General features: G+C 37.0%; 25 protein-coding genes and 6 pseudogenes. 22 read left to right on the top strand and 9 right to left on the bottom strand.

From position 1 onward, the window contains the following. The first annotated feature begins 173 nt into the window (after positions 1–173). The 3 genes from DYY66_RS01810 to DYY66_RS01805 are packed head-to-tail and all read left to right on the top strand — an operon-like array spanning position 174 to position 1,838. Positions 174–1,109, top strand: a complete 936-nt coding sequence (locus tag DYY66_RS01810) for an amidohydrolase family protein (RefSeq protein WP_394352542.1) — start codon at positions 174–176, stop codon at positions 1,107–1,109. Further along, entirely contained in the window at positions 1,031–1,210 is a 180-nt protein-coding gene (locus DYY66_RS15380; RefSeq protein WP_394352541.1) for a hypothetical protein, read from the top strand. The genes DYY66_RS01810 and DYY66_RS15380 overlap by 79 nt, the downstream gene beginning before the upstream one ends. Beyond that, on the top strand, positions 1,197–1,838 hold the full coding sequence (locus DYY66_RS01805; protein ID WP_166285683.1) for a 2,5-diamino-6-(ribosylamino)-4(3H)-pyrimidinone 5'-phosphate reductase: 642 nt from the start codon (positions 1,197–1,199) through the stop codon (positions 1,836–1,838). The genes DYY66_RS15380 and DYY66_RS01805 overlap by 14 nt, the downstream gene beginning before the upstream one ends. On the opposite strand, the gene DYY66_RS01800 is transcribed toward DYY66_RS01805, so the two are convergent. The 4 genes from DYY66_RS01800 to DYY66_RS01785 all read right to left on the bottom strand — a co-directional run bounded on the left by DYY66_RS01800 (position 1,835) and on the right by DYY66_RS01785 (position 5,126). After that, positions 1,835–2,344: a transcription factor gene (locus tag DYY66_RS01800; protein WP_148694654.1), complete on the bottom strand. Its 510-nt coding sequence runs from the start codon at positions 2,342–2,344 to the stop codon at positions 1,835–1,837. The genes DYY66_RS01805 and DYY66_RS01800 overlap by 4 nt on opposite strands. 65 nt (positions 2,345–2,409) lie before the next feature. Continuing rightward, on the bottom strand, positions 2,410–2,940 hold the full coding sequence (locus tag DYY66_RS01795; RefSeq protein WP_166285681.1) for a tRNA (cytidine(56)-2'-O)-methyltransferase: 531 nt from the start codon (positions 2,938–2,940) through the stop codon (positions 2,410–2,412). Further along, on the bottom strand, positions 2,930–4,060 hold the full coding sequence (gene hflX / locus DYY66_RS01790; protein ID WP_166285679.1) for a GTPase HflX: 1,131 nt from the start codon (positions 4,058–4,060) through the stop codon (positions 2,930–2,932). The genes DYY66_RS01795 and hflX overlap by 11 nt, the downstream gene beginning before the upstream one ends. A 22-nt stretch (positions 4,061–4,082) precedes the next feature. Next, on the bottom strand, positions 4,083–5,126 hold the full coding sequence (locus DYY66_RS01785; protein WP_166285677.1) for a phosphate uptake regulator PhoU: 1,044 nt from the start codon (positions 5,124–5,126) through the stop codon (positions 4,083–4,085). Between the two features lie 100 nt (positions 5,127–5,226). Here DYY66_RS01785 and DYY66_RS01780 point away from each other — a divergent pair, with 100 nt between their 5' ends. The 6 genes from DYY66_RS01780 to DYY66_RS01755 all read left to right on the top strand — a co-directional run bounded on the left by DYY66_RS01780 (position 5,227) and on the right by DYY66_RS01755 (position 9,059). After that, the gene (locus DYY66_RS01780) at positions 5,227–5,694 is read left to right on the top strand and encodes a PUA domain-containing protein (protein WP_166285675.1); all 468 of its coding nucleotides are present in this window, start codon (positions 5,227–5,229) and stop codon (positions 5,692–5,694) included. Between the two features lie 7 nt (positions 5,695–5,701). After that, positions 5,702–6,043, top strand: coding sequence for a nascent polypeptide-associated complex protein (locus DYY66_RS01775; protein WP_166285673.1), 342 nt, complete (start codon positions 5,702–5,704; stop codon positions 6,041–6,043). Between the two features lie 53 nt (positions 6,044–6,096). Next, positions 6,097–6,759 (top strand): hypothetical protein, encoded by a 663-nt coding sequence (locus DYY66_RS01770; RefSeq protein ID WP_255495983.1) that lies wholly within the window; start codon positions 6,097–6,099, stop codon positions 6,757–6,759. Positions 6,760–6,993: 234 nt separating this feature from the next. Next, positions 6,994–7,365 (top strand): hypothetical protein, encoded by a 372-nt coding sequence (locus DYY66_RS01765; protein ID WP_255495982.1) that lies wholly within the window; start codon positions 6,994–6,996, stop codon positions 7,363–7,365. A gap of 24 nt (positions 7,366–7,389) precedes the next feature. Next, complete coding sequence (locus tag DYY66_RS01760; protein WP_166285671.1) at positions 7,390–7,728, top strand: hypothetical protein; 339 nt, start codon at positions 7,390–7,392, stop codon at positions 7,726–7,728. Beyond that, entirely contained in the window at positions 7,725–9,059 is a 1,335-nt protein-coding gene (locus DYY66_RS01755; RefSeq protein ID WP_166285669.1) for a UbiD family decarboxylase, read from the top strand. Before DYY66_RS01760 ends, DYY66_RS01755 begins: the two co-directional genes overlap by 4 nt. Before the next feature lie 3 nt (positions 9,060–9,062). On the opposite strand, the gene DYY66_RS01750 is transcribed toward DYY66_RS01755, so the two are convergent. The 3 genes and pseudogenes from DYY66_RS01750 to asd form a co-directional block, all read right to left on the bottom strand. Beyond that, positions 9,063–9,968 (bottom strand): heme o synthase, encoded by a 906-nt coding sequence (locus DYY66_RS01750; protein ID WP_166285667.1) that lies wholly within the window; start codon positions 9,966–9,968, stop codon positions 9,063–9,065. Between the two features lie 56 nt (positions 9,969–10,024). Continuing rightward, on the bottom strand, positions 10,025–10,483 hold the full coding sequence (locus DYY66_RS01745) for an Lrp/AsnC family transcriptional regulator (protein WP_101009270.1): 459 nt from the start codon (positions 10,481–10,483) through the stop codon (positions 10,025–10,027). Positions 10,484–10,558: 75 nt separating this feature from the next. Further along, positions 10,559–11,634 (bottom strand): annotated as a pseudogene (gene asd, locus DYY66_RS01740) (aspartate-semialdehyde dehydrogenase). A gap of 86 nt (positions 11,635–11,720) precedes the next feature. Between asd and cobD the strand changes: the two are divergent. From cobD to DYY66_RS01715, 5 genes are all read left to right on the top strand, one after another. Then, positions 11,721–12,797 (top strand): threonine-phosphate decarboxylase CobD, encoded by a 1,077-nt coding sequence (gene cobD, locus DYY66_RS01735; RefSeq protein WP_166285665.1) that lies wholly within the window; start codon positions 11,721–11,723, stop codon positions 12,795–12,797. Beyond that, complete coding sequence (locus DYY66_RS01730; RefSeq protein ID WP_309223953.1) at positions 12,794–13,555, top strand: cobyric acid synthase; 762 nt, start codon at positions 12,794–12,796, stop codon at positions 13,553–13,555. The genes cobD and DYY66_RS01730 overlap by 4 nt, the downstream gene beginning before the upstream one ends. Before the next feature lie 79 nt (positions 13,556–13,634). Then, complete coding sequence (locus DYY66_RS01725) at positions 13,635–14,627, top strand: cobalamin biosynthesis protein (RefSeq protein WP_166285779.1); 993 nt, start codon at positions 13,635–13,637, stop codon at positions 14,625–14,627. Then, positions 14,620–15,345, top strand: coding sequence for an adenosylcobinamide-GDP ribazoletransferase (cobS, locus tag DYY66_RS01720; protein ID WP_166285663.1), 726 nt, complete (start codon positions 14,620–14,622; stop codon positions 15,343–15,345). Before DYY66_RS01725 ends, cobS begins: the two co-directional genes overlap by 8 nt. An 11-nt stretch (positions 15,346–15,356) precedes the next feature. Then, positions 15,357–15,926, top strand: coding sequence for an NTP transferase domain-containing protein (locus DYY66_RS01715; protein WP_255495981.1), 570 nt, complete (start codon positions 15,357–15,359; stop codon positions 15,924–15,926). On the opposite strand, the gene DYY66_RS01710 is transcribed toward DYY66_RS01715, so the two are convergent. Both DYY66_RS01710 and DYY66_RS01705 read right to left on the bottom strand, forming a co-directional pair. Beyond that, complete coding sequence (locus DYY66_RS01710) at positions 15,909–16,106, bottom strand: 30S ribosomal protein S27e (RefSeq protein ID WP_166285659.1); 198 nt, start codon at positions 16,104–16,106, stop codon at positions 15,909–15,911. The two genes, DYY66_RS01715 and DYY66_RS01710, sit on opposite strands and share 18 nt — an antisense overlap. Continuing rightward, positions 16,106–16,384 (bottom strand): 50S ribosomal protein L44e, encoded by a 279-nt coding sequence (locus tag DYY66_RS01705; RefSeq protein WP_148694640.1) that lies wholly within the window; start codon positions 16,382–16,384, stop codon positions 16,106–16,108. The genes DYY66_RS01710 and DYY66_RS01705 overlap by 1 nt, the downstream gene beginning before the upstream one ends. Before the next feature lie 66 nt (positions 16,385–16,450). Here DYY66_RS01705 and DYY66_RS01700 point away from each other — a divergent pair, with 66 nt between their 5' ends. The 8 genes and pseudogenes from DYY66_RS01700 to DYY66_RS12880 all read left to right on the top strand — a co-directional run. After that, positions 16,451–18,223, top strand: coding sequence for an adenine deaminase (locus tag DYY66_RS01700; protein ID WP_255495980.1), 1,773 nt, complete (start codon positions 16,451–16,453; stop codon positions 18,221–18,223). A gap of 44 nt (positions 18,224–18,267) precedes the next feature. Beyond that, a pseudogene (gene thsB, locus DYY66_RS01695) lies at positions 18,268–19,148 on the top strand (thermosome subunit beta); the annotation flags it as partial. 36 nt (positions 19,149–19,184) lie between these two features. After that, a pseudogene (locus DYY66_RS15690) lies at positions 19,185–19,307 on the top strand (TCP-1/cpn60 chaperonin family protein); the annotation flags it as partial. A gap of 1 nt (position 19,308) precedes the next feature. After that, a pseudogene (locus DYY66_RS13750) lies at positions 19,309–19,828 on the top strand (TCP-1/cpn60 chaperonin family protein); the annotation flags it as partial. 1 nt (position 19,829) lies between these two features. Beyond that, positions 19,830–20,226, top strand: a 397-nt coding sequence (locus DYY66_RS13745; RefSeq protein ID WP_304515730.1) for a TCP-1/cpn60 chaperonin family protein, incomplete at its 5' end; no start/stop codon positions are given. 8 nt (positions 20,227–20,234) lie between these two features. Then, the gene (locus DYY66_RS01680; protein WP_166285657.1) at positions 20,235–21,245 is read left to right on the top strand and encodes a carbohydrate kinase family protein; all 1,011 of its coding nucleotides are present in this window, start codon (positions 20,235–20,237) and stop codon (positions 21,243–21,245) included. Between the two features lie 168 nt (positions 21,246–21,413). Continuing rightward, positions 21,414–22,089 (top strand): annotated as a pseudogene (locus tag DYY66_RS15685) (hypothetical protein); the annotation flags it as partial. 149 nt (positions 22,090–22,238) lie between these two features. Next, a pseudogene (locus DYY66_RS12880) lies at positions 22,239–22,741 on the top strand (hypothetical protein); the annotation flags it as partial.

Genomic DNA, 22,741 nt, shown 5'->3' with positions numbered 1-22,741 from the left:
AGAATTTCTGGAAAGCACATAGGGCAAATAGGGACAAAACTCTCTCCCNTGGTAAAGAGCTAGATTATATCCACAGCACTAGTGTGAGAATTTCTGGAAAGCATATAGGACAAATAGGGACAAAACTCTTGCCACAAAAAAATGAGGTTACACTTGACGGTGAAGGCCTCTTAATGATGCCTGGACTAGTCAACTCTCATACACACATTGGGGATTCTATAGCCAAGGACATAGGAATAGATTCAGGCGTTGAGGAAAAGATACACCCAGTTAGTGGGTTTAAGCAAAAGATTCTCAAAAATTCTGATAAACATCACTTGGCAAGTTTTGTGAAAAATTCTTGTATCTCAATGATTAGAAAAGGAATAACATCGTTCATAGATTTTCGAGAAGGAGGCAGTGAAGGAATTAACCTATTAAAAAATGCCACATTGGGTATCCCAATAAGGCCTGTCATTCTTGGAAGAATTGAATATTATCAAGATTTAAGATCCATCAAGAATAACACACCAATTCCACAATTTCACAAATCCTCACTTCAAAACTTTCTACTGAACTGTGATGGGCTTGGTATTAGTGGTCCAAATGAGTTTAGCGATTCTGCATTACAATACTTTGCAAAGACTAGGAAAATTCGTGCTATCCACTCTGCAGAGACTGAAGAAAGTAACAAGATATCAAAAAAGATATCTGGAAAAACTGAGACTCAGCGAGCCCTACTTGCAAAACCAAATTTCTTGGTCCATATGACTTATGCCTCAAAAAAAGATCTTGTACTTGCAATAAAAAATAGAGCAAGTATAGTTGTATGTCCAAGAGCAAATGGATCTCTTGCAGAAGGCATTCCTGATGTAGATGTTATGCTTGATGCAGGCTGTAACATTGCTATTGGAACTGACAATGTCATGATAAATTCGCCTGACATGTTCAGGGAAATGGATTATCTTTGGAAAGTTTCAATGGCCATGAAAAAGAAAAGATTAGTCCAAAAGATATACTCAAGATGGCTACCACAAATGCTTCAAAACTTTTGGGTGGAAAAATTGGAATTATTCAAAATGGTAACATGGCAGATTGCATATTCATTGAAAAACATGCAATTGATCTAGAGCCAATGCACAATCCTCACGCATCAATAGTGCATAGGGCTTCAGAAAATACCATAAAAGCAGTGATGTATGAGGGAAAACTAGTGCATGGAAAAATCTAGGCCCTATGTGATACTCAGTGCTGCCATCAGCATTGATGGAAAGATAGCTACACGTACTGGAAGGTCTAACCTCTCATCAAAAAAAGACTTGGTACGAGTCCATACTCTTCGGAAAAGTGTTGATGCCATATTGGTAGGAAAAAATACTGTCAATGTAGACAATCCATCACTTACTGTCAGGCATGTAAAAGGAAAAAACCCAATTCGTATAATTCTTGATCCAAACGGTAGCTTATCTCTAAAATCAAAAGTGATCAGAACAGCAAAAAAAACACCTACCATACTTGTTGTATCAGAAAATACTAAAAACATGGAAAAGTTTGTTGCAAAAGGAGCCCAAGTAATCAGATGTGGAAAGAAAAAAATCAACATAAAGAAACTAATGCAGATACTTGATAAAAGAGACATCAAAAGAATTGTTGTTGAAGGTGGAGGTACAACCAACTGGTATTTTTTCAAAGAAAAACTAGTGGATGAAATTATAATTACTGTTACACCATATGTTCTAGGAGGAAATACTGCAATTTCTCTAGTTGAAGGTATTGGATTTGAAAATGTATCAAACTCTTTTAAATTAAAAAAGATCAAGAAAATACAAAATGAACTAGTTTTACACTATGTGTCCTAGTGTTTTAGATCATCACGTAACTGATCTATTTTTCCCTGCAAAGCCTTTTTGAGTTTTTCATTTTTTGAAAGATTTACCAATTTTCCACAGGTAGGACATTTGAAGGATAAATCCAGGGCCTTTTCAAAGGTCAATTTCTGGCAGTCTTCATTTCCGCAATGGTAAAAATCAGCCGAGTTTTCATAGTCTACTCTTTGCTGTAGTCTTTCTACAATCTTCTTCTTTTGATTCTCAATAAAATTATCGACTTCATCCTTTCTTGCTCTCCATCTGTAGACAAACCATCCCTTCTTTTCGTCCTTTACTCTAATGCCTGTTATCAGAGCTTTACCAAAAAGATCATACAGTACCTTTCTTACTATGTTAATTCTAAGTCCAGTCGAACTTGCTATTTCCTCATCTGTAGCATCTTCCGTATTGAGGAGAGAACGAGCAACTTTTAGGTACTCATCTCCGCCAATCAAGGCAGCAATTTTTACAAAAGGATCCTCATGCTCAACTGACATTATACTCTTCTTTCCTAATCTCTATATTTAATCAAATGGTTTTAACCTGTTTTTATATAATTAGTTCAATTGGCAGTTTTATCTATTACATTTTTTCCCTTTTTTGTTGGGATTATTTCACGTTCTCCATCTGAATATTTTTTCTGAAGGTATTGTCCTTGTAAAATTCTATCAAGCAATATCGCAAGTGCTGATATCTCTGAATGCGGTTGATTTCCAATTGCGATGTTATAGTCTGCCATGTCATATACTTCCCTTGGAACCTTTTCTGCACCAACCACAATCAAAATTTTTTCTTCTTTTTTTACTTGATCCTGTATGTCATTAACATTTTCACCATACATTGTTAAATGGACTATCTTGAACAGATCCTTCTTTTTTGATTTTATGACATCCTTCCAATTTTCAATGATCTCTACTTTGAAATCACTGCCCCACATCTTGTTTACCTTGGATACGGTCTCTTTTATCTCTGGATTTGCATCATACATGTATATCTTTGATGCCCCAAATGCCCTTGATACAAGAGTTACGTGAGTAGTTACTCTGTCATCTCTAACAAGTCTTGTACCTATGCGTAAAACTTCAATCTTCATAATTTATTTTAATTTCTGGTCTTTGTATTTCCTTTTTTTCCTCTGTTACTGGCGAATTGTCTAATGCTTGGTATATCAGAGTCTTTAATTGTGTAATGTTGAATCCAGTTGAAGATGATACTGCTAACCATTTTTTATTATTTGTCAAGTCTAGTTGATTTGCCCTCTCAATCACCTCTTCTTTTGAAACCAAATCTGATTTATTTAGAACAAAGATCATCTTGTCTTTACTTACTCCAATCTCATCTAAGGTAGAAATACAACTCTTGAATTTCTTTCTTAATTCCAATATTGTATCACTAACATCGATGACAACTATTACAACGTCTGTGTAGACAAGCTCCTCAAGAGTTGACTTGAACGCTTGAACCATGTATGCAGGTAATCTACTTATGAAGCCTACCGTATCTGAAATCAAAACCTCAGAATTTTTTAGAGTGATCTTTCGTGTGGTTGTAGAGAGTGTAGTGAAGAGTTTTGGGCTTTCTTCTTTTTCTTCACCAGTTAGTACGTTGAAAAGTGTAGTCTTTCCTGCTGATGTATATCCAGCAAGAGAGATTGTCTTGAACCCGAATCTCTTTCTTGCTTGTCTGTGAAGCGCACGTTGCGTTGATGATTTTGCTAGCTTTGATTTTACACCATTCATTCTATTTTTAATATCGTTAAAGTAAACATCAACTTCGAATTTTCCTATCCCCATAAATCCTGGTTGTTCTCCCATCTTTGCAAGTCTGACTTTTTCTTTGGCCCTTGACATCTCATATCGTAGCTGAGCCATCTTGACTTGCAGGGTGGATTCTGAACTCTTTGCCCTTCGTTCAAAGATCTGAAGAATTAGAGCCTCTCTGTCAAGTATGTTCATTTTCAGAGTAGAGGCCAAATTGTAATTCTGACTTGGCTTGAGTATCTCGTCAAAGATTATGACATCGGGTTTGATAGAAGACAACATCTCCTTTAATTCGTCTACCTTGCCTTCTCCCAGTCCGTATTTTGATTTGTTCAGAATTCTATGTTGTATTATCTTGCGAACTTCATATCCTGCAGCATCACACAAGCCTAATGCCTCTTTTAGAGAGTCTTCCTTATCATATGTAATCAGGATTGCAGAATCTTTCAACATCTTACTGCCATCCTTCGATATCTTATTGCTTTCGCAGAGTTTTTTCTATTGTCACATCTAGGACTATCTCTGCTATGTCACTTGCATATTCTGATATCCTTCGTATGTTTTCGCTCATTCTTCTAACTCTGTAGACTTCTTCAGTATCCCTCAATGTCTTCAGACCATCCTGAACCTTTTTTTCATATTTTGAAATTTCAGCAGTTTTTTGTACTGTTCGTTCTGCCTCGTTAGAATCCTTCTTGAATAGAGATAGACAGGCTTCATCCAATACAGACAAGGTAAATGTATTCATGTCATGTATTGGGTCCAGTATGTTTTTCTTGATGGGTTTTTTGTATTCTAGCAAGTCTCTTGCAATGTCTGTTGCGTGATCTCCTACGCGTTCGATATTTTTTACTATTAGTCTATAGCCCAAACAATGGTACGGGCTTTCTATTCCCATTTCATTTAACATGTGTTCATTTTGTATTGCTATCTTGAGTTGTCTCATTATGTAAAAACTGAATCTGTCTACTTCGTCATCACTGTTTATGACCTCTTTTGCAAGTTCAATATTTCCTTCTTCTTGAGCAAGTAATGCATCGTTTTGCATTGATTTTGCTATTATCAGCATTCTTTTTAGCGCACCATCAACTGAAAGCTCAAACAGATTGATGAGTACCTGGATAGTTATGCCTTCAGTAGAATCTGCAGTAATCTCGGTTCCCATCAAGATTCCCTTTACTGCGTCTTTGATGGAATTTCTCTGAGATGGCTTTAGTCTTCCAACCTTTGATCTTACGTTTATGATAGTAAATCCAAGAAGATAAAGTGAAATTAGTTTTCTAACAATTGTCGAGTCTTCTTCTTCTGGTTTGATTTCAATCGTTGCCTCTTCTGTACCTACAGATTTGTTATGATGTTTTAATGGAACGATTTGTAAATTAGAAATTCCTTGTCTTACTACTGCTACTTGGTCTCCTTGCTTGAGACCCATGTCGGTAATCCATTGTTTTGGAAGTGAAACGATATACGATGATTTTCCTGTAAACTGTATCTTTCGCATTTCTTCATTTGTTCCCATGTTACATGGGTTGTGAATTATTCTATATAGTTGTTAGGGCCTACTATATAGGTCACTTCTATTGCAAAAATAATTAACATGGATAAATCACCATAATTCTGTGGATTCGATTCTTAAAATCAAGTATACGTTGGACGCACTTTTCGGTCAGGGAGTGTCAAGATATCTACCAAAGGATGTAGTTATCACCTATTCAAAAAATACAGGCAGAATAAAACACGTACATCAAAATGATCACCTTCTTTGTACTCTGCGAACTGATGGCGGTCTTGCAATAACACCATATTTTGCCCAGATTCTTTTGAAAAGTAAAAAATTCAGAGAAAATTGCCTTGAAATTGATGATGAATCCAAGGCGTTTGTTCAAGAAGGCAGCTCGGTCTTTTGTAAGCATGTAACCTGGTGTGGAAAAAGCATACTGATAGGCTCAGATGTAACGGTATTACATGGTGGCAAAGTAATTGCAGTCGGTAAAGCAGTATTGTCTACAAGAATGATAAAGTCATTTAAAAAAGGAGTAGCAATAAAGATCAGAGATAGTTTAAAAAGTACAAACAGCGGAGTATGAATATACCATGATGCGTGGCGGAAACCGCGAAATGCGGAGAATGTTGGACAAGATGGGCCTTGAGATGAAGGATGTCCAAAATGTACAAGAGGTCATAATTAAGACAGATACAAAAGAGATCATAATTGCAAAACCCTCCGTCACAGAAATGAAGGCAAAGGATAATTCCATTTTTCAGATAATCGCCGAAAGCTACGAAGAACGAGAACTTGAGGTGCCTATCTTCAGTCAAGAGGATATAATGCTTGTAGCACAACAGGCCAATGTATCCAATGATGAGGCAACCCAGGCGTTAACTGAAGCAAAGGGAGACCTTGCAAGAGCAATATTGCTATTGACAACTAAATGAAATTTGTTGATCAAAAACAACACACAAACAATCTTTAAATTTTCTCGATGGTAATGTCAATCATATCATACCCACCACAAAACAATATCGCAGTGGCAACGGTATCAGGCAGATCATATTTTAAATTCATAAACATCTTAAGACGACTTGAACTAAATTACGATTCCATACTGCCTGAAGAAATAACAAGTTCAGACAAGAGACTGATTCTAACTACCATGCGGGAATCTTCTAAAATACCTACTAATCTGGTTCTTTTAGATGATGAATTCAATTATCATCCTACTATTATACGAGCAAAAATAGTTGAAAAGCTACACTCTGGAATTAACAATAATTCTCTGGTAATTGGAATTGATCCTGGCAGCAGAACTGGATTGTCCGTTTTTTACTATGAAAAAGAAATCGAGAGTTCAATCTATACATCCACTGATGACTTGGTATCGCACATTGTCAGAATTTTGGTGGGGATAAATGCTCAGCGAAAAATTGTCAAAGTAGGAAATGGTAACATGAAGATTGCTTTACACATAGTAAACTCGCTAAATCTCAGATTCTGTTCACATTTTGAACTAGAATTTGTAGACGAGCGTAAAACATCATTGAAAATAAAAAATTTCAATAGAAGAGGAAAGTGTGATAAAATGTCTGCAAGATATATCACGCAGAGAGAAGGTTACAGGCATCTTGTTCTGCCTCTTTCAAGAACCGGATAAAAAACTCAAAATAGATCAAAAAACCTAGCGAGGTCTCATTTAAGGTTGATCTTTTGAGTTGGATGTAAAAGAACGATAGATATTTATAGTGTTTTTCATTTTTTTCTTGAAAACTGTCCACTTGAGAACCTAAATTTAAAATAATAATTTCATAAAAAACGCTTTAAAATTATAGAAATTTTAGATCCATCCTTAAATATTTACTATAACTATATGGAATACAGGTAACAACATATGACATGTAAAGGAATATGCACAAGATACAAGGCACAGAAGCCAGTCGGAACTGGTCGTTACGCATCAGGACAAAAAAGATGCCAAATTTGTGAAATTTTCATAAAATGGGAGGGTCTTTGGTGTCCTTGCTGTGGATACAGACTAAGAACTAAACCACGAAACCTCAAGTACAAAGCAAAACTACGAGCAAGAGTCGAAGCTGATCAATTAGAAGCTGTCGCTGTAAAGGCTGCAGAAGTAGAAGAGATAGAGCTAGAGCCAATAGCAGTAAAGACACCAAAAAGGGCTAAAACTGCAAAGGCAAAGACTACAAAAGCTAAGACGGTAAAGGCTGCAAAGAAAGTAGCAGTTACGCCGGTAGCAATATAGGCACTAGTAAGCTGAAGTAAACTGTTGATATCACAAGTCGGTTATACGAAGAAAACCGTCACGGTGAATCATCGAGACTTTCTGGTACAGATTGTTCCATATGATAATGGAGATTATATTTCCATTTCAGAGGGCAAGGAAAGGATAGGAACACTCGTTGTTTCTATTAGTTCAGGTGGTCGTGTAAGTACAGCTGCTGTTATACCATCAAAATCAGATACACTTTTTCTTAAGATGGTATCAGAACGCGTAGCTTCCACAATAAATGGAATCTGCATTTTTTCATTAAGCATTGAAAAAGACCTAGATCTTGATAGTATGAAAGTACTAATGAACGAATTAATGGAGATTATAAAACAATGACTTCTGATATGCGGGGCTATCTGGATCTTATTGCAAAAAAAGGCGAGTTGGCTGTAGTAAAAAAGAAAGTTTCTACAAAATTTGAGATTGCAGCAGTGACAGCCAAAATGGATGGCTCAAAAGCGCTTTTATTTGAAAATGTCAAAGATAGCAAATTTAGAGTGGTTTCAAATCTGGTAGGTACACGAAAAAGATTCGCTTATGCTGTTGGTGCAAGCGAAGACAAAATACATGAAAAAGTAATTTCTGCCATAAAGCATGCATCAAAACCAAAAACAACCACAAAAGCAAAATTTCTAGAAAATCAGTCACGAGATCTTTTTACTCTGCCTATGGTCACTCACTTTGACAAAGAACCAGGCCCATTCATCACGTCCTCAATCATATATACTAAAAACCAGGAGATGGGTACGCAAAACTCATCATTTAACAGGTTGCTGCGAATAGACGAAAAACACTTCTCAATTAGGATGGTGGAGGGAAGACATCTTCACAGGACTTTTGTTTATGCGAAAGAACACGGTGAAGATCTCAAAGTTGCTATTTCAGTAGGTGTTCATCCTGCTGTTTCCATTGCAGGTGCATATCAAGCTGATTGGGGAAAAGATGAGCTTGAAATTGCAAATGAATTGTTAGGAAAAAAACTCACACTTTCCAAATCTCCTTATTCTAAAATGCTTGTACCATCAGAATCGGAAATAATTATCGAGGGAAGAATTCTCAAGGACAAGACACACAAAGAATGGATGGTAGAAATGCTTCGCACATATGATTTCAAAAGAGCCCAGCCTGTTTTTGAGCTTGATAGAATATACTTTAGAAATAACCCCATCTTTCATGATATACTAGCTGGTTTTGGTGAACACCAGTTACTAATGGGAATGCCGATTGAGGCAAAGATAAACAAGGAACTAAAACAGGCCTTGCCCCAAACCAAAAATGTCGTACTCACTGAGGGCGGTTGTAAGTGGTTACATGCAGTGGTTCAGATCTCCAAAAAACAAGAGTCAGATCCAAAAAAAGCAATCGAGGCTGCCTTTTCTGCTCATCGTTCTCTTAAAAATGTGGTAGTGGTGGATGATGATATTGATCCATCAGATCCTGTTGCGGTAGAATATGCCATGGCCACTAGATTTCAAGCCGACAAGGACTTGGTAATAGTATCAAAAGTAAGAGGTTCTAGTCTTGATCCTTCCAGTGATCAAAAAAATCTTCTTACTGCAAAGATGGGAGTAGATGCAACAAAATCTTTCTCAAAAAGGGCAGAAGGGTTTGAAATTGCCAAGATTCCAGGCGCAGAAAATTTGTCTCTGAAAAAATATCTAAAATAAAACTTAAAGTGCAGAATCTATCATCAGCGCAATAAACAATATTGCAAGATATGGACTTGAAAACTTGAATAGCGTCCATGATGCCTTCTCGGATGGCTTGACAAGTAGCCAGACACTTAGTGCAATCATTATTGCACCTGAAACTATAGCTGTATACAGATACACTTCATGAAACAAATGTTTTCCAGACATGCCTGTCATGAAAAAGGGAAGAACGCTGAAAAGAACCATCATCAGAGTGGTTCCGGCAATGACTCTAACTGATGTCTTTTCTGATTCAACTGCTGTCAACATTGGAACATTTACTTTGTTATAATCGTCCTTGACATGAAGTGTAAGACTCCATATGTGCATTGGAATCCAAACAAAGACAAGTCCTGCCATTACCAATCCCAAGTCCCATAGACCGGTACTTGTCACTGCAACATAACCAATCATTGCAGGTGCTCCTCCTGAGAATCCTCCTAAAACGATATTTGTCCTACTTCTTCTCTTCAAAAATTTACTATAAACTAGAATGTTATCAGCAAGTCCAAAGGCCATGAAGATGCCTGCCCACATGTTTATGGCAAAAGCGCTTACTAGAGATATTGCTCCCAGAATTAATCCAAAGTATAATGCCTTTTCTGCAGGAAAAATCCTCCTACTTGGAATAGGTCTATCCTTTGTTCTCTCCATTATTGCATCAATGTCTCTGTCGTTATAGTTTGTCAGCGTATTTGCAGAAGCAGAACCAGCTATTACGCCGCCTATGACAAGACACCATGTTAACGGAGATACTGGGATATGATACAAATTCGATGCAGTCAAGGCTGCTCCTATTGCAGTAAAAACAAGGAGATACCATATCTTTGGCTTGGTAACTTCATAGTATACCTTAATTCTTGAACTGGCTTTTGTTGTTAGCACACTCTTACTCCATTTGGATCTTATTACTTATTTATAGGTTGAAAAGACCAAAACAACTATTTGGCTGGCTTGTAAGGCATCGGCTTTGTTGTCCTTTTCATTTCGATGAAACTCTCAGAACGCTGAACTCCTTGAATTCTTCCAAGTCTCTCGGATATCAATCGGTGCATTTCATCTAGGTTTTTGGCATACATGGTTACAATGATGTCAAATCTTCCAGTTACCTCTGAGATCTCTCTTACCTCTGGAATCTTCATCAATTCTTCAATAACATTGTCTCTCATCTTAGAATCCATGTTTATCCCAGTGAGTGCCTTTACTGTGTAGCCTAATTCCCTATCATTTACTACTATTGTAAAACGCTCGATGAGTTTTCTCTTAATTAGTCTCTTGATTCGGCTGTATACTACAGACGAATTTACGTTGATCTTCTTTGAAATTCTAGGAACTGATATGTTTGCATCCTGTGATAATTCTGATAAAATTATCATATCTAAATCATCAACTTTTGTCATCAAAACACAGATTATTGTGAATAAATGGATCTTATTAAAGTTGTTAGTATAAAATTTCTATAATTTTATAATTTACTAAATGTAGCCTTTTTTGTATAGCATCTCTGCTAACAATACGGCGCCTTTTGCAGAACCCATTTTCTCATTGTGTGAGAAAAGCACATACTTGATACCGTTATCAAATACTGTATCTTCTCTTAATCTTCCAACTACTGTAGTCATTCCTTCATTGATCTCTCTGTCTAGTCTTGGTTGTGGTCTTGTAGGATCCTCATTAACCATGAGGTATTCTTTTGGAGCAGAGGGTAATCCAGTAACACTTACACTGTTTGAGAAATCTTGCATGGCTTTTTTTACACTGTCTGGGTCAACATGAGTGGCAGTTTCAACAAATACGGTTTCAGTGTGACCGTCTAGTACTGGAACTCTTGTACATGTGCAACTAACTTTCATCTTTGCTGGATCAATTTTTCCATCTGTGAACTTGCCAAGTATCTTTCCTGTTTCTAGTCTTACCTTGTCCTCTTCTTTTGGTATGAATGGAATTATGTTGTCTGTTATATCTAGTGCAGAAACACCAGGTGATCTGCCTGCACCTGACATTGCTTGCATGGATGTCATGATTATTTTCTGAGCCCCAAACTTGTCTAAGAGTGGCTTCATAGTTATTGCAAGCCCTGTTGTAGTACAGTTTGGTAATGGTGCTACAATCCCTTCCAGCCTCTGTTCTTTCTCTGAATGTCTAGTAACCCAATATGGTCATCATTTATTCCTGGAATCAGAATTGGAACATCTGCTTCGTATCTGTATGCTGCAGAGGTACTGATAACTGGAACATGTTTTGCAAATTTTGTTTCAATGTCTCTTGCAGCTTCACTTTCTACTGAACTAAAAATTAAATCAAAATTTTCTGGATTAATATCGTCTACAGCATCAATTACCATGTTTTTTACGTATTCTGGAATGGGTTCTCGCAAATGCCATTTCAAAATGCCACTGTTTGGATCTCTTATAGCCTCTACAAACTTTTTCTTGGCTGATCGTTCGGATGCAGCTATCTGTTTTACCTCAAACCATGGATGCTTGTTCAATGCTAGAACAAATTCCTGGCCTACTGCGCCAGTAACTCCAATGATGGCTACACGTTTCATAACGAAAATAGTTCCTTATACAATTAATATTCTTTTAGAAGCGCAAGCAAAACACAACTAAATACCGTTATGGTTATTTGAAAAATATGCGGCTTAGAGTAGAAAAGACCATAACCAATCACAAAGTGGCCGCTCACGGAGGTATATTTTCAAACGGACTTGAACATAACTTGAAACTGTTAGATTTTAGCTCAAATGTCAATCCTCTTGGATTTCCATCCAAAGTAAGAAATGTTTTCAAAAATATTTCACATGTTTCAATCTATCCAGATCCTAATTCAAATGAATTAAGAACTCATCTTCAAAAATATACTGGAATTCAAAAAAATCAGATTATAGTTGGAAATGGGGCAACAGAAATCATCTACAATTATTGTGCTGCATTTCTAAGAAAACAAAAAGTGCTGATTCCAATTCCTACATTTAGTGAATATGAATCTGCTGCAAAATTAAACGGGGCAATGGTCTATTTTTTCAAGACAATGAATCTGAACCAAAACTTGTCAGAATTTCAAGATGCAATTTCAATGAAAAACTGCGTCTTTCTATGTAACCCGAACAATCCCACAGGAGTTCTCATAAAGAAAAAAAACATGTTAAAGATTCTTGAATCAGCACATAAAAAATCTGCAATGGTATTTCTTGATGAATGTTTCATTGAATTGGTTCCTAGCGGTAACGAAAGCGTTGTCTCATATCTCAAAGAATTTGATAACCTATTCATCCTCCGATCTTTGACAAAGTCATTTGGGTTAGCAGGATTGAGGATTGGATATGGACTTGGCAATAAAAGAATGATTGAAATTCTGCAAAAGATAAAGATTCCATGGAATGTTAGTGGAATTGCACAACAATCGTCTATTAGTGCATTATCTGACAAATCTCATTTATCAAAGACATTAAACGTAATAAAAAAAGAGTCAAAATTTCTTACAAATTCTATATCAAAAATAAAAGGATTTACTTGTTACAATTCTGATACAAATTTTATTTTAATAAAATCAAAAATAAAATCCCGTCAAATTCAAAATAGGTTGCTACACAGCAATATTCTCATACGTGATTGTAGTACATTTCGAGGATTAAATGACAACTACATAAGAATTGCAGTTAGAACCCACAAAGAAAATCTAAAACTAGTTGAGGCATTACGAAAACCATGACTGCAAAAACTTTGATGATACAGGGTACTTCTTCAGGTGCTGGAAAAACAACTCTAGTTACAGCTCTATGCAGGATTTTCTCTGATGCAGGATACAAAGTAGCACCATTCAAGTCACAAAACATGTCATCTTATTCCTATGTTGGCAAAGAATTTGAGATCTCAAGGGCTCAGGCCATTCAAGCAATTGCGGCAAGAACTAAGATAATGCCTATAATGAATCCAATTTTATTAAAACCTCTTGGAAATTATAAAAGTGAAATTTTTGTAAATGGTGTATTCTATGGTAAAATGCATGCTAGGGATTATTACAAAAAATTTGCTCTCTCAAAAGGACTTGAGGAATCAAAGAATGCACTTGACAAATTACTGAAAACAAACGACATTGTGATACTAGAGGGCGCTGGGTCTCCATCAGAAATAAACCTGCAACGGTATGACATTGCAAATATGAGAATGGCAGAGTATTGTAAATCGCCTGTGATCTTGATAACTGACATAGATAAGGGCGGAAGCTTTGCAAGTATTGTGGGAACATTATCACTTCTTGATAAAAAATATCAAAAACTTGTCAAAGGGTTTGTTATAAACAAGTTTAGAGGAGATGTGGCCATACTATATCCAAGCTATTCTATATTGAGAAAAAAAACCCTGAAACCAGTAATTGGAACAATTCCTTTAATTGAGTTTGACATACCAGATGAGGATTCTCTGCATGCAAATCCAAAACAAGTATCATGGACAAAAAAATTCTTGTAACACTAGACAAAGAAATAGATCGCTTGGCTCTAATTGTGAAAAAAAATCTTGATATGAAAAAAATACGAGGTATGTTAAACTGATTCTGATACCAATAATTGCAGTTGTATTTGCACTTGTACTTGATCTTATTTTTGGAGATCCAAAAAACAGATATCATCCAACTGTTTGGATGGGTAAATTGATTGGCAAGTCAGTGCCTTATGCAAAATCTGTCAATTCGATTGCCGAAAAAATTAACGGCACTATTCTTCTTGTTTTAGCTGTATCACTGGTATCTTTTTTGATTCTTTCATTCTCGTCTTCTCTGAAGTATGTAGAAAGTTTTGATTTTAATGGACTCTACAAAATTCTGTTCATAGGTGCAAGTATAATTCTAGTCGGAATTTTACTAAAGACTACTATTGCAATAAAAGGTATGGAAAAACATGCCTCAAAAATCATGAGTTCTATAACAAAAAATGACTTAGATGGTGCAAGGACACAACTTTCTATGATAGTAAAACGAGACACCAAAAATTTAGATAAACAACACGTAATTTCTGCAACTCTTGAAAGCATCAGCGAAAACATTGTTGACGGTATAACAGGCCCGCTTTTCTATTTCTCAATTTTTGGCCTCGCTGGAGCATTTGTGTACAGAACTGTGAACACAGCTGACTCTATGATTGGATATAAAACAGAAATATTTCGAAACATAGGCTGGTTTGCTGCCAATTGTGATAAAGTACTCAACTTTATCCCTTCTAGACTCACAAGCCTTGTTATGGTATTTTCGTGCATTATACTACGAGAGAACTGGAAGAATTCAATCCATATCATGAAAAGAGATGGTCCAAAGACTGAAAGCCCAAATGCTGGTTATCCGATGGCTACTCTGGCTGGTGCACTTGGAATAAAATTTGAAAAGATGGAACATTATGTTCTAGGAGATGGAAATTCTGAGATAACTGAAAAACATTTCCGATCTGCAATATCTATAATGAAAATGACTACGATATTATTTGTTTTATTTTTTACAATTCCTGTGATTTTGTCATTGTCATATCTTGGTTGGTGGTTTAATGTTTAAGGGAATATCATCTGTAGTGTCATTTCTAACAATCATTCCTTCTAAGAATAGTGAACTGGAAACTGTAGCAAAGAACATGTATCTTTTTCCAATTGCAGGAGCTCTTATAGGAATAATTGTTGGTGCTGCAGGTTACGGGTTATCTTTTTTTCTTCAACCTCTTATCACTGGTCTGATCTTGACCGGAGCACTTGCTATGATAACCGGAATGCATCATACAGATGCATTGTGTGATTTTGCAGATGGGATTATGGCAAAGGGGACAAGAGAAAAAAAACTCCAAGCAATGAGAGATCCAGCGGTTGGCTCTGCAGGAGTAATGACAGTTGTTCTATATGCAGCAGGTATGATATTGGCTATTTCCATGACGAAAGGTTTTGCATTGTTTGAGGCAATACTTCTAAGTGAACTCATGGCTAAACTGTCCATGGTAATACAGGCAAATCGAGGTCTTTCCGCCTGGCAAGGACTGAGTTCTCCCTTTACTCAATCCATGAAAGATCCCCGAAAATTTGCCATAGCTATACTGTTAGCAATAGTGCCTACTGTGATTTTGGCAGGAATGACAGGTATATTTGTAATAATATCATGCGTAGGATTGTCTTTTCTATTGCTTGCCGTTGCAAACAAGAGTTTTGGAGGAGTTTCTGGCGATGTATTTGGTGCAAGCAATGAATTGGTAAGACTAGCATCATTATTGATTTTTGTATCGATATGATAGGGCTGGTCATGTGTGGAGGTAAGGGTACTAGGATGAAATCCTCCGAAGAAAAATTACTCCTACGATACAAAAAGCCACTGATAGAACACGTTCTAAATGCTTTGCAAAATTCAAAAATATTTTCAAATATAATATGTGTTACAAGTAATAACGCACCAAAAACGCGTGAGTTTGTTTCTAGTCTGGATATTGACATACTTGAAACAAAGGGCGCCGGATATTCTGCTGATCTAGGAGAATCTCTTTCCAAGTTTGAAGAAATGATCTTTGTGACTTCAGGTGATATGCCTCTTTTTGATTCTGAGATAATCAAAAAAATTGTAGATCTGGTAAATGAAGAAAATGTCTGGACAAGTGTTTTGGTACGAAAAACTTTTCTTTTGTCTCTCGGGTTGGAAGCAGAATTTTTTGTTAATTATAACAATGAAGAATGTGCTTATACTGGAATCTCTATAGTTGATCCTCGACGGATAAAAAACATGGAAACCGTAAAGGAATCTTATGTTGTTCTTGATGACAAAAGAATTGCTGTTAATCTGAACACAAAGAAAGATTATGATTTAATCTGCGCTACCTAAAATTTTTCCATTTGTTTTTGCAATGGAACCAGTTGGCTCTGCTAATGTATTTCCACATGCCTTACATGTTACTATTGAGGAAACATGTGAGTAAACAACACTCTCTTCTCCACATTCTTTACACTGTACCTTTTGGAATTTACTTCCTGGTTTTGGTATCCAGATATGGGCTCTCTTCATTATGCAACTAGCTCCAATTTTCTAAGTCTTATTCCGGATACATTCCATTTCTTTTTGCATTCTGGACATGTCATGATAGGAGTGATCTTCTTAGTGGTCTTTGCTGGCTTTGCTAACTTTGGGAACTTTTGACCGCCGTAGCCTTTCTTATCCTCAGCGTGTCTTCTTTCACCGATAGCAGAACCTCTTCTCTTTCCTGCCTTGTATATGGAGACCTTGTGTAACGTATGTTTCTTACACTTGGGGCAATACCTATTGATCTCCTTTGGCATGTTCATAAAAAATGAGCTACGTTGACCGTAATTTAAACATCGCTTTAATAGTATAATGAATTAATCACCTCTATGAAGGCCAGTTCACTTGCCTCCATGATTCTATCACTCAATGCAGTAGCTATGGGTGAAAGCAAGGCAGATGTTGTCTTGAAAAATTGCAGGCTGGTTAATGTATTTTCAAGAGAAGTCATACCTCAAATTCATGTGGCGATAAAAAAAGACAGAATTGCCTATGTGGGAAAAGATGCATCTCACACAGTTGGAGAAAATACAGGTGTCATTGATTTACAGGATAGATACATCACACCAGGATTTGTAGATCCACATATCCACATAGACCAATATGTTCTTCCATCAGAACTTGCAAAAAAATCACTCTTGTCAGGAACTACTACTCTGTTTGCAGATCCAATTGATGTTGTAAGTGTTTGTGGCTACAAGGGATTCAAGGAATTTGTTAAAATGACACAGAGTCTTCCAATTAGGGTTTATCACGTAATTCCTGGAGGACTGCCAGTTGATAGAAAATTTAGCCATGCAAGGACACTGACAAAAAAAGAAGAAGTCCAGGGACTAGATATTGAAAACGTAGTTGGTCTGGGAGAAGTTTTTTCTTGGACCAAAGTCACTACAAGGGATTCTGGTACCATTCAAAGTATATCAAATGTTTTAAAAAATGGCGGTATTGTAAATGGTCATACTGCAGGTGCAAGTGATAAAAAACTAAACGCCTACATAGCATCTGGAATTTTCTCATGTCACGAACCGATTGATTATGATCAAGTCCTAGAAAGACTCAGACTTGGAATGTGGGTAATGATGAGAGAAGGTTCCATAAGACGAGATTTGGATAAAATCCTGCCTAACGTATTATCTCATAAAACATATCTTGATAGATTGATGTTTTGTACCGACGGGGTTAATCCCAAAGACATAGCAGAATATGGCATGATTGATCACTGTGTAAGAAAATCCGTCTCTATGGGCATGGATCCAATAGATGCTATAACTATTGCATCACGAAACTCTTTTGAGTATTACGGAATGGGCAAGGATCTTGGTGCAATAGCACCTGGCAAATTAGCTGATATTCTAGTCTTTGACGATTTAGAAAAGATCAAGCCAAACAAGGTCTTCGTAGGCGGGAGATTGGTAGTAGCTCACAATAGCCTTGTAGTAAACACTCCGAAGACCATAATTCCACCTTGGATGAAAAAAACTGTAAAAACAGGAGCAAAGTTTGAAGAAAAAGACTTTGTTGTACGAAGCAAAGGGAATACTGCACAAGCATTGGTTATCCGACTGGATACTGAAATAATAACAAAAGTGGATCAAGAAGAGCTTCAGGTAAAAGATGGCAACGTAATGTCATCATATGATAAAGATGTGTGGAAGGTAGCAGCTATTGATAGGACATATGGGACTGGAAAAAAAACTGTAGCATTTTTGAGAAATTTTGGTGCTGATATAGGGGCATTTGGATGCACGCAGAGCTTTCACGAAAATGACATGATAGTTATAGGTTCAAATGAAAAGGACATGGCCTTTGTTGCAAATAGTTTGACTAAGATGCAAGGAGGTATGATAGTAGCTAAAAACCATAATGTCCTAAGTAAATTCTCGTTACCACTTGCTGGCCTGATATCTTCATTATCTTTTGAAAGAACACTCGATGAATATTCTAGTATAGATTCTAAATTAGTTGAGACTGGATGCAAATTCAAAAGTCCTCATCTCATACCTCTTTTCCTGCCATTTCTTGCGTTACCTGAGATCAGAATCTTGTACACTGGTGTTGTAGACGTTAAAAATAGAAGATATTTGAAGATCCTGAACCGATAAGGTATTAAAAGGGGCAATTAGTTACACGAGTTAAGGGATTAATTTTGGCGTCTATTCAACAAACACCACAAGGACCTGTGTTGGTATTAAAGGAAAGTGCATTACAGCAAAAGGGACGAGATGCACAAAAGAATAACATTGCTGCAGCAAAATTGGTTGCAGAACTTGTAAGAACAAGTCTTGGCCCAAGAGGCATGGATAAAATGCTTGTTGATTCTCTAGGCGATGTTACAATTACAAACGACGGTGCTACTATTCTAAAAGAAATTGATGTTCAACATCCAGCCGCAAAAATGATGGTTGAGATTTCAAAAACTGTAGATAATGAAGTAGGTGATGGTACCACATCGTCTGTAGTATTTGGCGGTGCTCTGTTAGCTAAAGCCGAAGAGCTTCTGGAAAAAGATGTTCATGCTACTGTAATAATTGAAGGATATCAAGCAGCAGCAGAAAAAGCACTTTCACTTCTCACAGAAATGGCAAAGCAAGTAAGTCCAAATGAGAAAGAAATCCTACTAAAAATTGCAAAAACAAGCATGCAGTCAAAACTTATCTCAGAAGACAGTGACATGTTATCCAAACTTGTAGTTGATTCCATATTGCAAGTTGTAGAAAAGGAAGCAGAAGGACATAGAGTGGATCTTGATAATATCAAAGTGGAAAAGAAAGCAGGCGGTTCTATTAGAGGTACTCAGTTTATCAAAGGTATAGTGCTTGACAAGGAAGTTGTCCACAGTGGCATGCCTACTAAAATAGAAAAGGCAAAGATTGCATTGCTAAATTCAGCTCTAGAGATTGAAAAAACAGAGATGAGTGCAGAAATCAGAATCAGCGACCCGACTCAAATGCAGATGTTCCTTGAAGAGGAAAATAGAATGCTCAAATCCATGGTAGACAAGATCCATCAAATTGGTGCAAATGTGCTNTGAGTGCAGAAATCAGAATCAGCGACCCTACTCAAATGCAAATGTTCCTAGAAGAAGAAAATAGAATGCTCAAATCAATGGTAGACAAGATCCATCAAATTGGCGCAAATGTGCTAATCTGCCAAAAAGGCATAGACGACATTGCACAGCATTATCTGNTAGTGCTTGACAAGGAAGTTGTCCACAGTGGCATGCCTACCAAAATAGAAAAAGCAAAGATTGCATTATTGAATTCAGCTTTAGAGATTGAAAAAACAGAGATGAGTGCAGAAATCAGAATCAGCGACCCTACTCAAATGCAAATGTTCCTTGAAGAAGAAAATAGAATGCTCAAATCTATGGTAGACAAGATTCATCAAATTGGCGCAAATGTATTAATCTGTCAAAAAGGCATCGATGACATTGCACAGCATTATCTAGCTAAACAAGGCATACTTTCAGTTCGAAGAGTAAAAGAAAGTGATATGACAAAACTTGCCAAAGCAACTGGAGGCAGAATTAGTAGCAATATTGATGATATGGTTCCAAAGGACTTGGGTACAGCAGAACTCGTAGAACAGAGAAAAGTGGAGACAGACAAGTGGGTCTTCATTGAAGGCTGTAAGAATCCAAAGGCCATCACATTGTTGCTTAGGGGAGGATCTCAAAGAGTTGTGGACGAAGTTGATAGATCAATGCANTGTGGCTGGAGGTGGAGCACCTGAAGAATTCTTGGCTTCACAACTAAAAGAATGGGCAAATAAATTCGAAGGAAGAGAACAACTTGCAATTAAAAAATATGCTGAAGCACTTGAAGTCATACCATTAACCATTGCTGAGAATGCTGGAATGGATCCAATCAATACTATGGTTACACTTCGTGCAAAACATAGCCAAGGAAAGAAATGGACAGGCATAGATGCAAGAAACACCAGAGTCGCAGACATGTTCTCCATTGATATCATAGAACCAGTTGCAGTAAAAGAGCAGATAATAAAATCGGCAACTGAAGCTGCATGCATGATACTAAGAATTGATGATGTTATTGCCTCATCCGGCGGCCGAGGTGGCGGCGGAAGAGGTCCTCCAATGGGCTAAGCCTTTTCATGTTAGAAAAGTTAGAAAATCTAAAACTAAATTCAATTGTTGTTCTAAATGATTTTTTTCTTGATCGTATCATCAAGATTCAAAATTTAGATGATCTCTACAAACAAATTTTAGAAAAAAGTAAATTGGGTGGAAGTATTCGGGGAATACCACAAACAGATCTAAAAGGTGGTAATGCAACAAATGTTGCTTATGCTCTGGCAAGACTTGGCTGTCCCGTATCATTGATAACAATTGCAGACAAGACTAGCTCTCAGATAATCAAAGAAACTTTTTCTACATTTGACAAAGTCGCCCTATCAATAATTGATGGAAAGCCAGGAAGAACAACATCGCTTGAATTCAATAATGCTGGTAACATTGTGAACATGATGATTTCTGATTTAGGTGATAATGAAGACTTTGGGCCTGAAAAACTTGGAACGCAAGAACAAGATATGTTAGCAAATGCTGATGCAGTAATTGTAACAAACTGGGCAAGTAATAAAAAAGGAACAGAATTATCGCAGTTTGTATTTTCAAAGTCCCCGTCGGCTTTTCATTTTTTAGATCCAGCTGATATTCAGACAAGAGCTAAAGAATTCAACAAATCGCTACCGAAAATTGCAAGTTATCTTGATTCCTTGTGTATGAATGAGAATGAATGCAATCTTCTTCTAGCGCAGTCAGGCTTGGAAGCAATCTCTGGAGAAAAAGAGACTAGGAATCTTGTACTTGAACTATCCAGGATACATTCGATACCTATTGATCTTCATACTTCTACAGGATCATACTGGTCAAATGGACAGGACGTGGAATATGTCAAATCTTTCCAAGTTCAACCCAAATTTGTGACAGGTGCTGGGGATGTCTGGGATGCTGCAAATATGCTTGGGTATCTTGCAAATCTTGATTCCCTTGAAAGACTAAAGTTTGCAAATGCGGCGGCATCTCTCTATGTTGGAAACTCCATTGGAGTTCCACCAACATTGAACCAAGTTTTGTCGTTTGTTCGGACTAATAACCCATGAGCCTTCAATTATTTGTGTAAAATTGATGAAATTATCATATCAAACAGTGTTTTTAGATCAAAAAACTGATCTGGATAATACAACAAATTAAGAGAAAGGTTTTTTAATAATCTAAAATTTAGAACTGACAAGTTGAATTACAAATTTTTTGTTGCTATACTAGCTGCAATGATCTTCGCTGCAGTATTACCAACAATATCTGCAAATGCCCAAACTAGTTCACCAAACAGTGGCAGTGCAGCACAATTCCTTCAACAATGTATTCAACAATTCCAAGGTACAGATCACATTTACTGTGCTAAATTCTATACAACTGATGTTGCAAGATCAGGTACACTAAGTCAATATTTCCTGCAAGGGAACCTTGCAAATAGCATCGTAGTATACGAAAACACAAAGGTTACACTTTCCGGTCTCAAGTCAACAACTCCTGATGTTGGCAAGAAACTAACATACCAATGGGGTCAAGTTTCTGGTGATGCAATAACATTTTCCCCAACTTCTGCTGCTCCTGTAATATCGTTTATTTCTCCTCCAGTTCCTGCAAATGAAGTAAAGTCATTGAAATTATCATTAACTGTAGACGATGGATATGGACTAAAGGATACTACTACATTCAATATTGTAGTCTTACACGTTAATCATCCTCCGGTTGTTACAGTAAATCCAGATCAAGTTGTTGATGAGGGTTCTATGGTATCTCTCAAGGGTGTTGCAACAGATCAAGACAATGATCCATTGACATTAGCATGGGGCCAATATTCTGGTCCAAGTATACAATTATCCTCAACTAATACTGATGCTACATCATTTACTGCACCTGCAGTAGCACCAGGCAAAACTANGGGCCAATATTCTGGTCCAAGTATACAATTATCCTCAACTGATACTGATAGTACATCATTTATCGCACCTGCAGTAGCACCAGGCAAAACTGCAACCATGTTGTTTGTATTTACTGCTGATGATGGACATGGAGGAAAGGCAGCTGCCATGACTAAAGTCACCGTTAAGAGCACTCATCAAGATCCAACCGTAGCATGTCAAGATGTTTCTGTTAATTCCAATTCTCTAGTAAGATTGCCAGTATCAGTTGCAAATCCAAGCGGTGATACTATCTCTTACTACTGGAGACAGATTTCTGGACAACCAGTAAAACTATCTTCCAGCACTGATATGAGCCCAACATTTGTAGCACCAACTCCAACTGGCTCAAGTGGTACACTTCAATTCACACTAGATGTATCTGATAACATGGTTGACATCCCATCATGCTCTGTCACTGTCAAGGTCAATAACCTCCCAGTAGCTGGACAACCACCAGTTGCTAATGCAGGTCCAGATCAAACAGTCTCACCAAACAGCAGAGTTGTATTAGATGGAAGCGCAAGTACTGGTGACCATATCAAATTCAAGTGGGTACAAATTAGCGGTGACCCAGTCACTATCATATTGAGTGGCACTGCTCATCCAGCATTCTACTCACCATCTGTTGA

It is taken from the genome of Candidatus Nitrosotalea sp. FS (assembly GCF_011319475.1).
Lineage (GTDB): Archaea > Thermoproteota > Nitrososphaeria > Nitrososphaerales > Nitrosopumilaceae > Nitrosotalea.
This window is presented reverse-complemented; position numbering and strand designations above follow the sequence as displayed.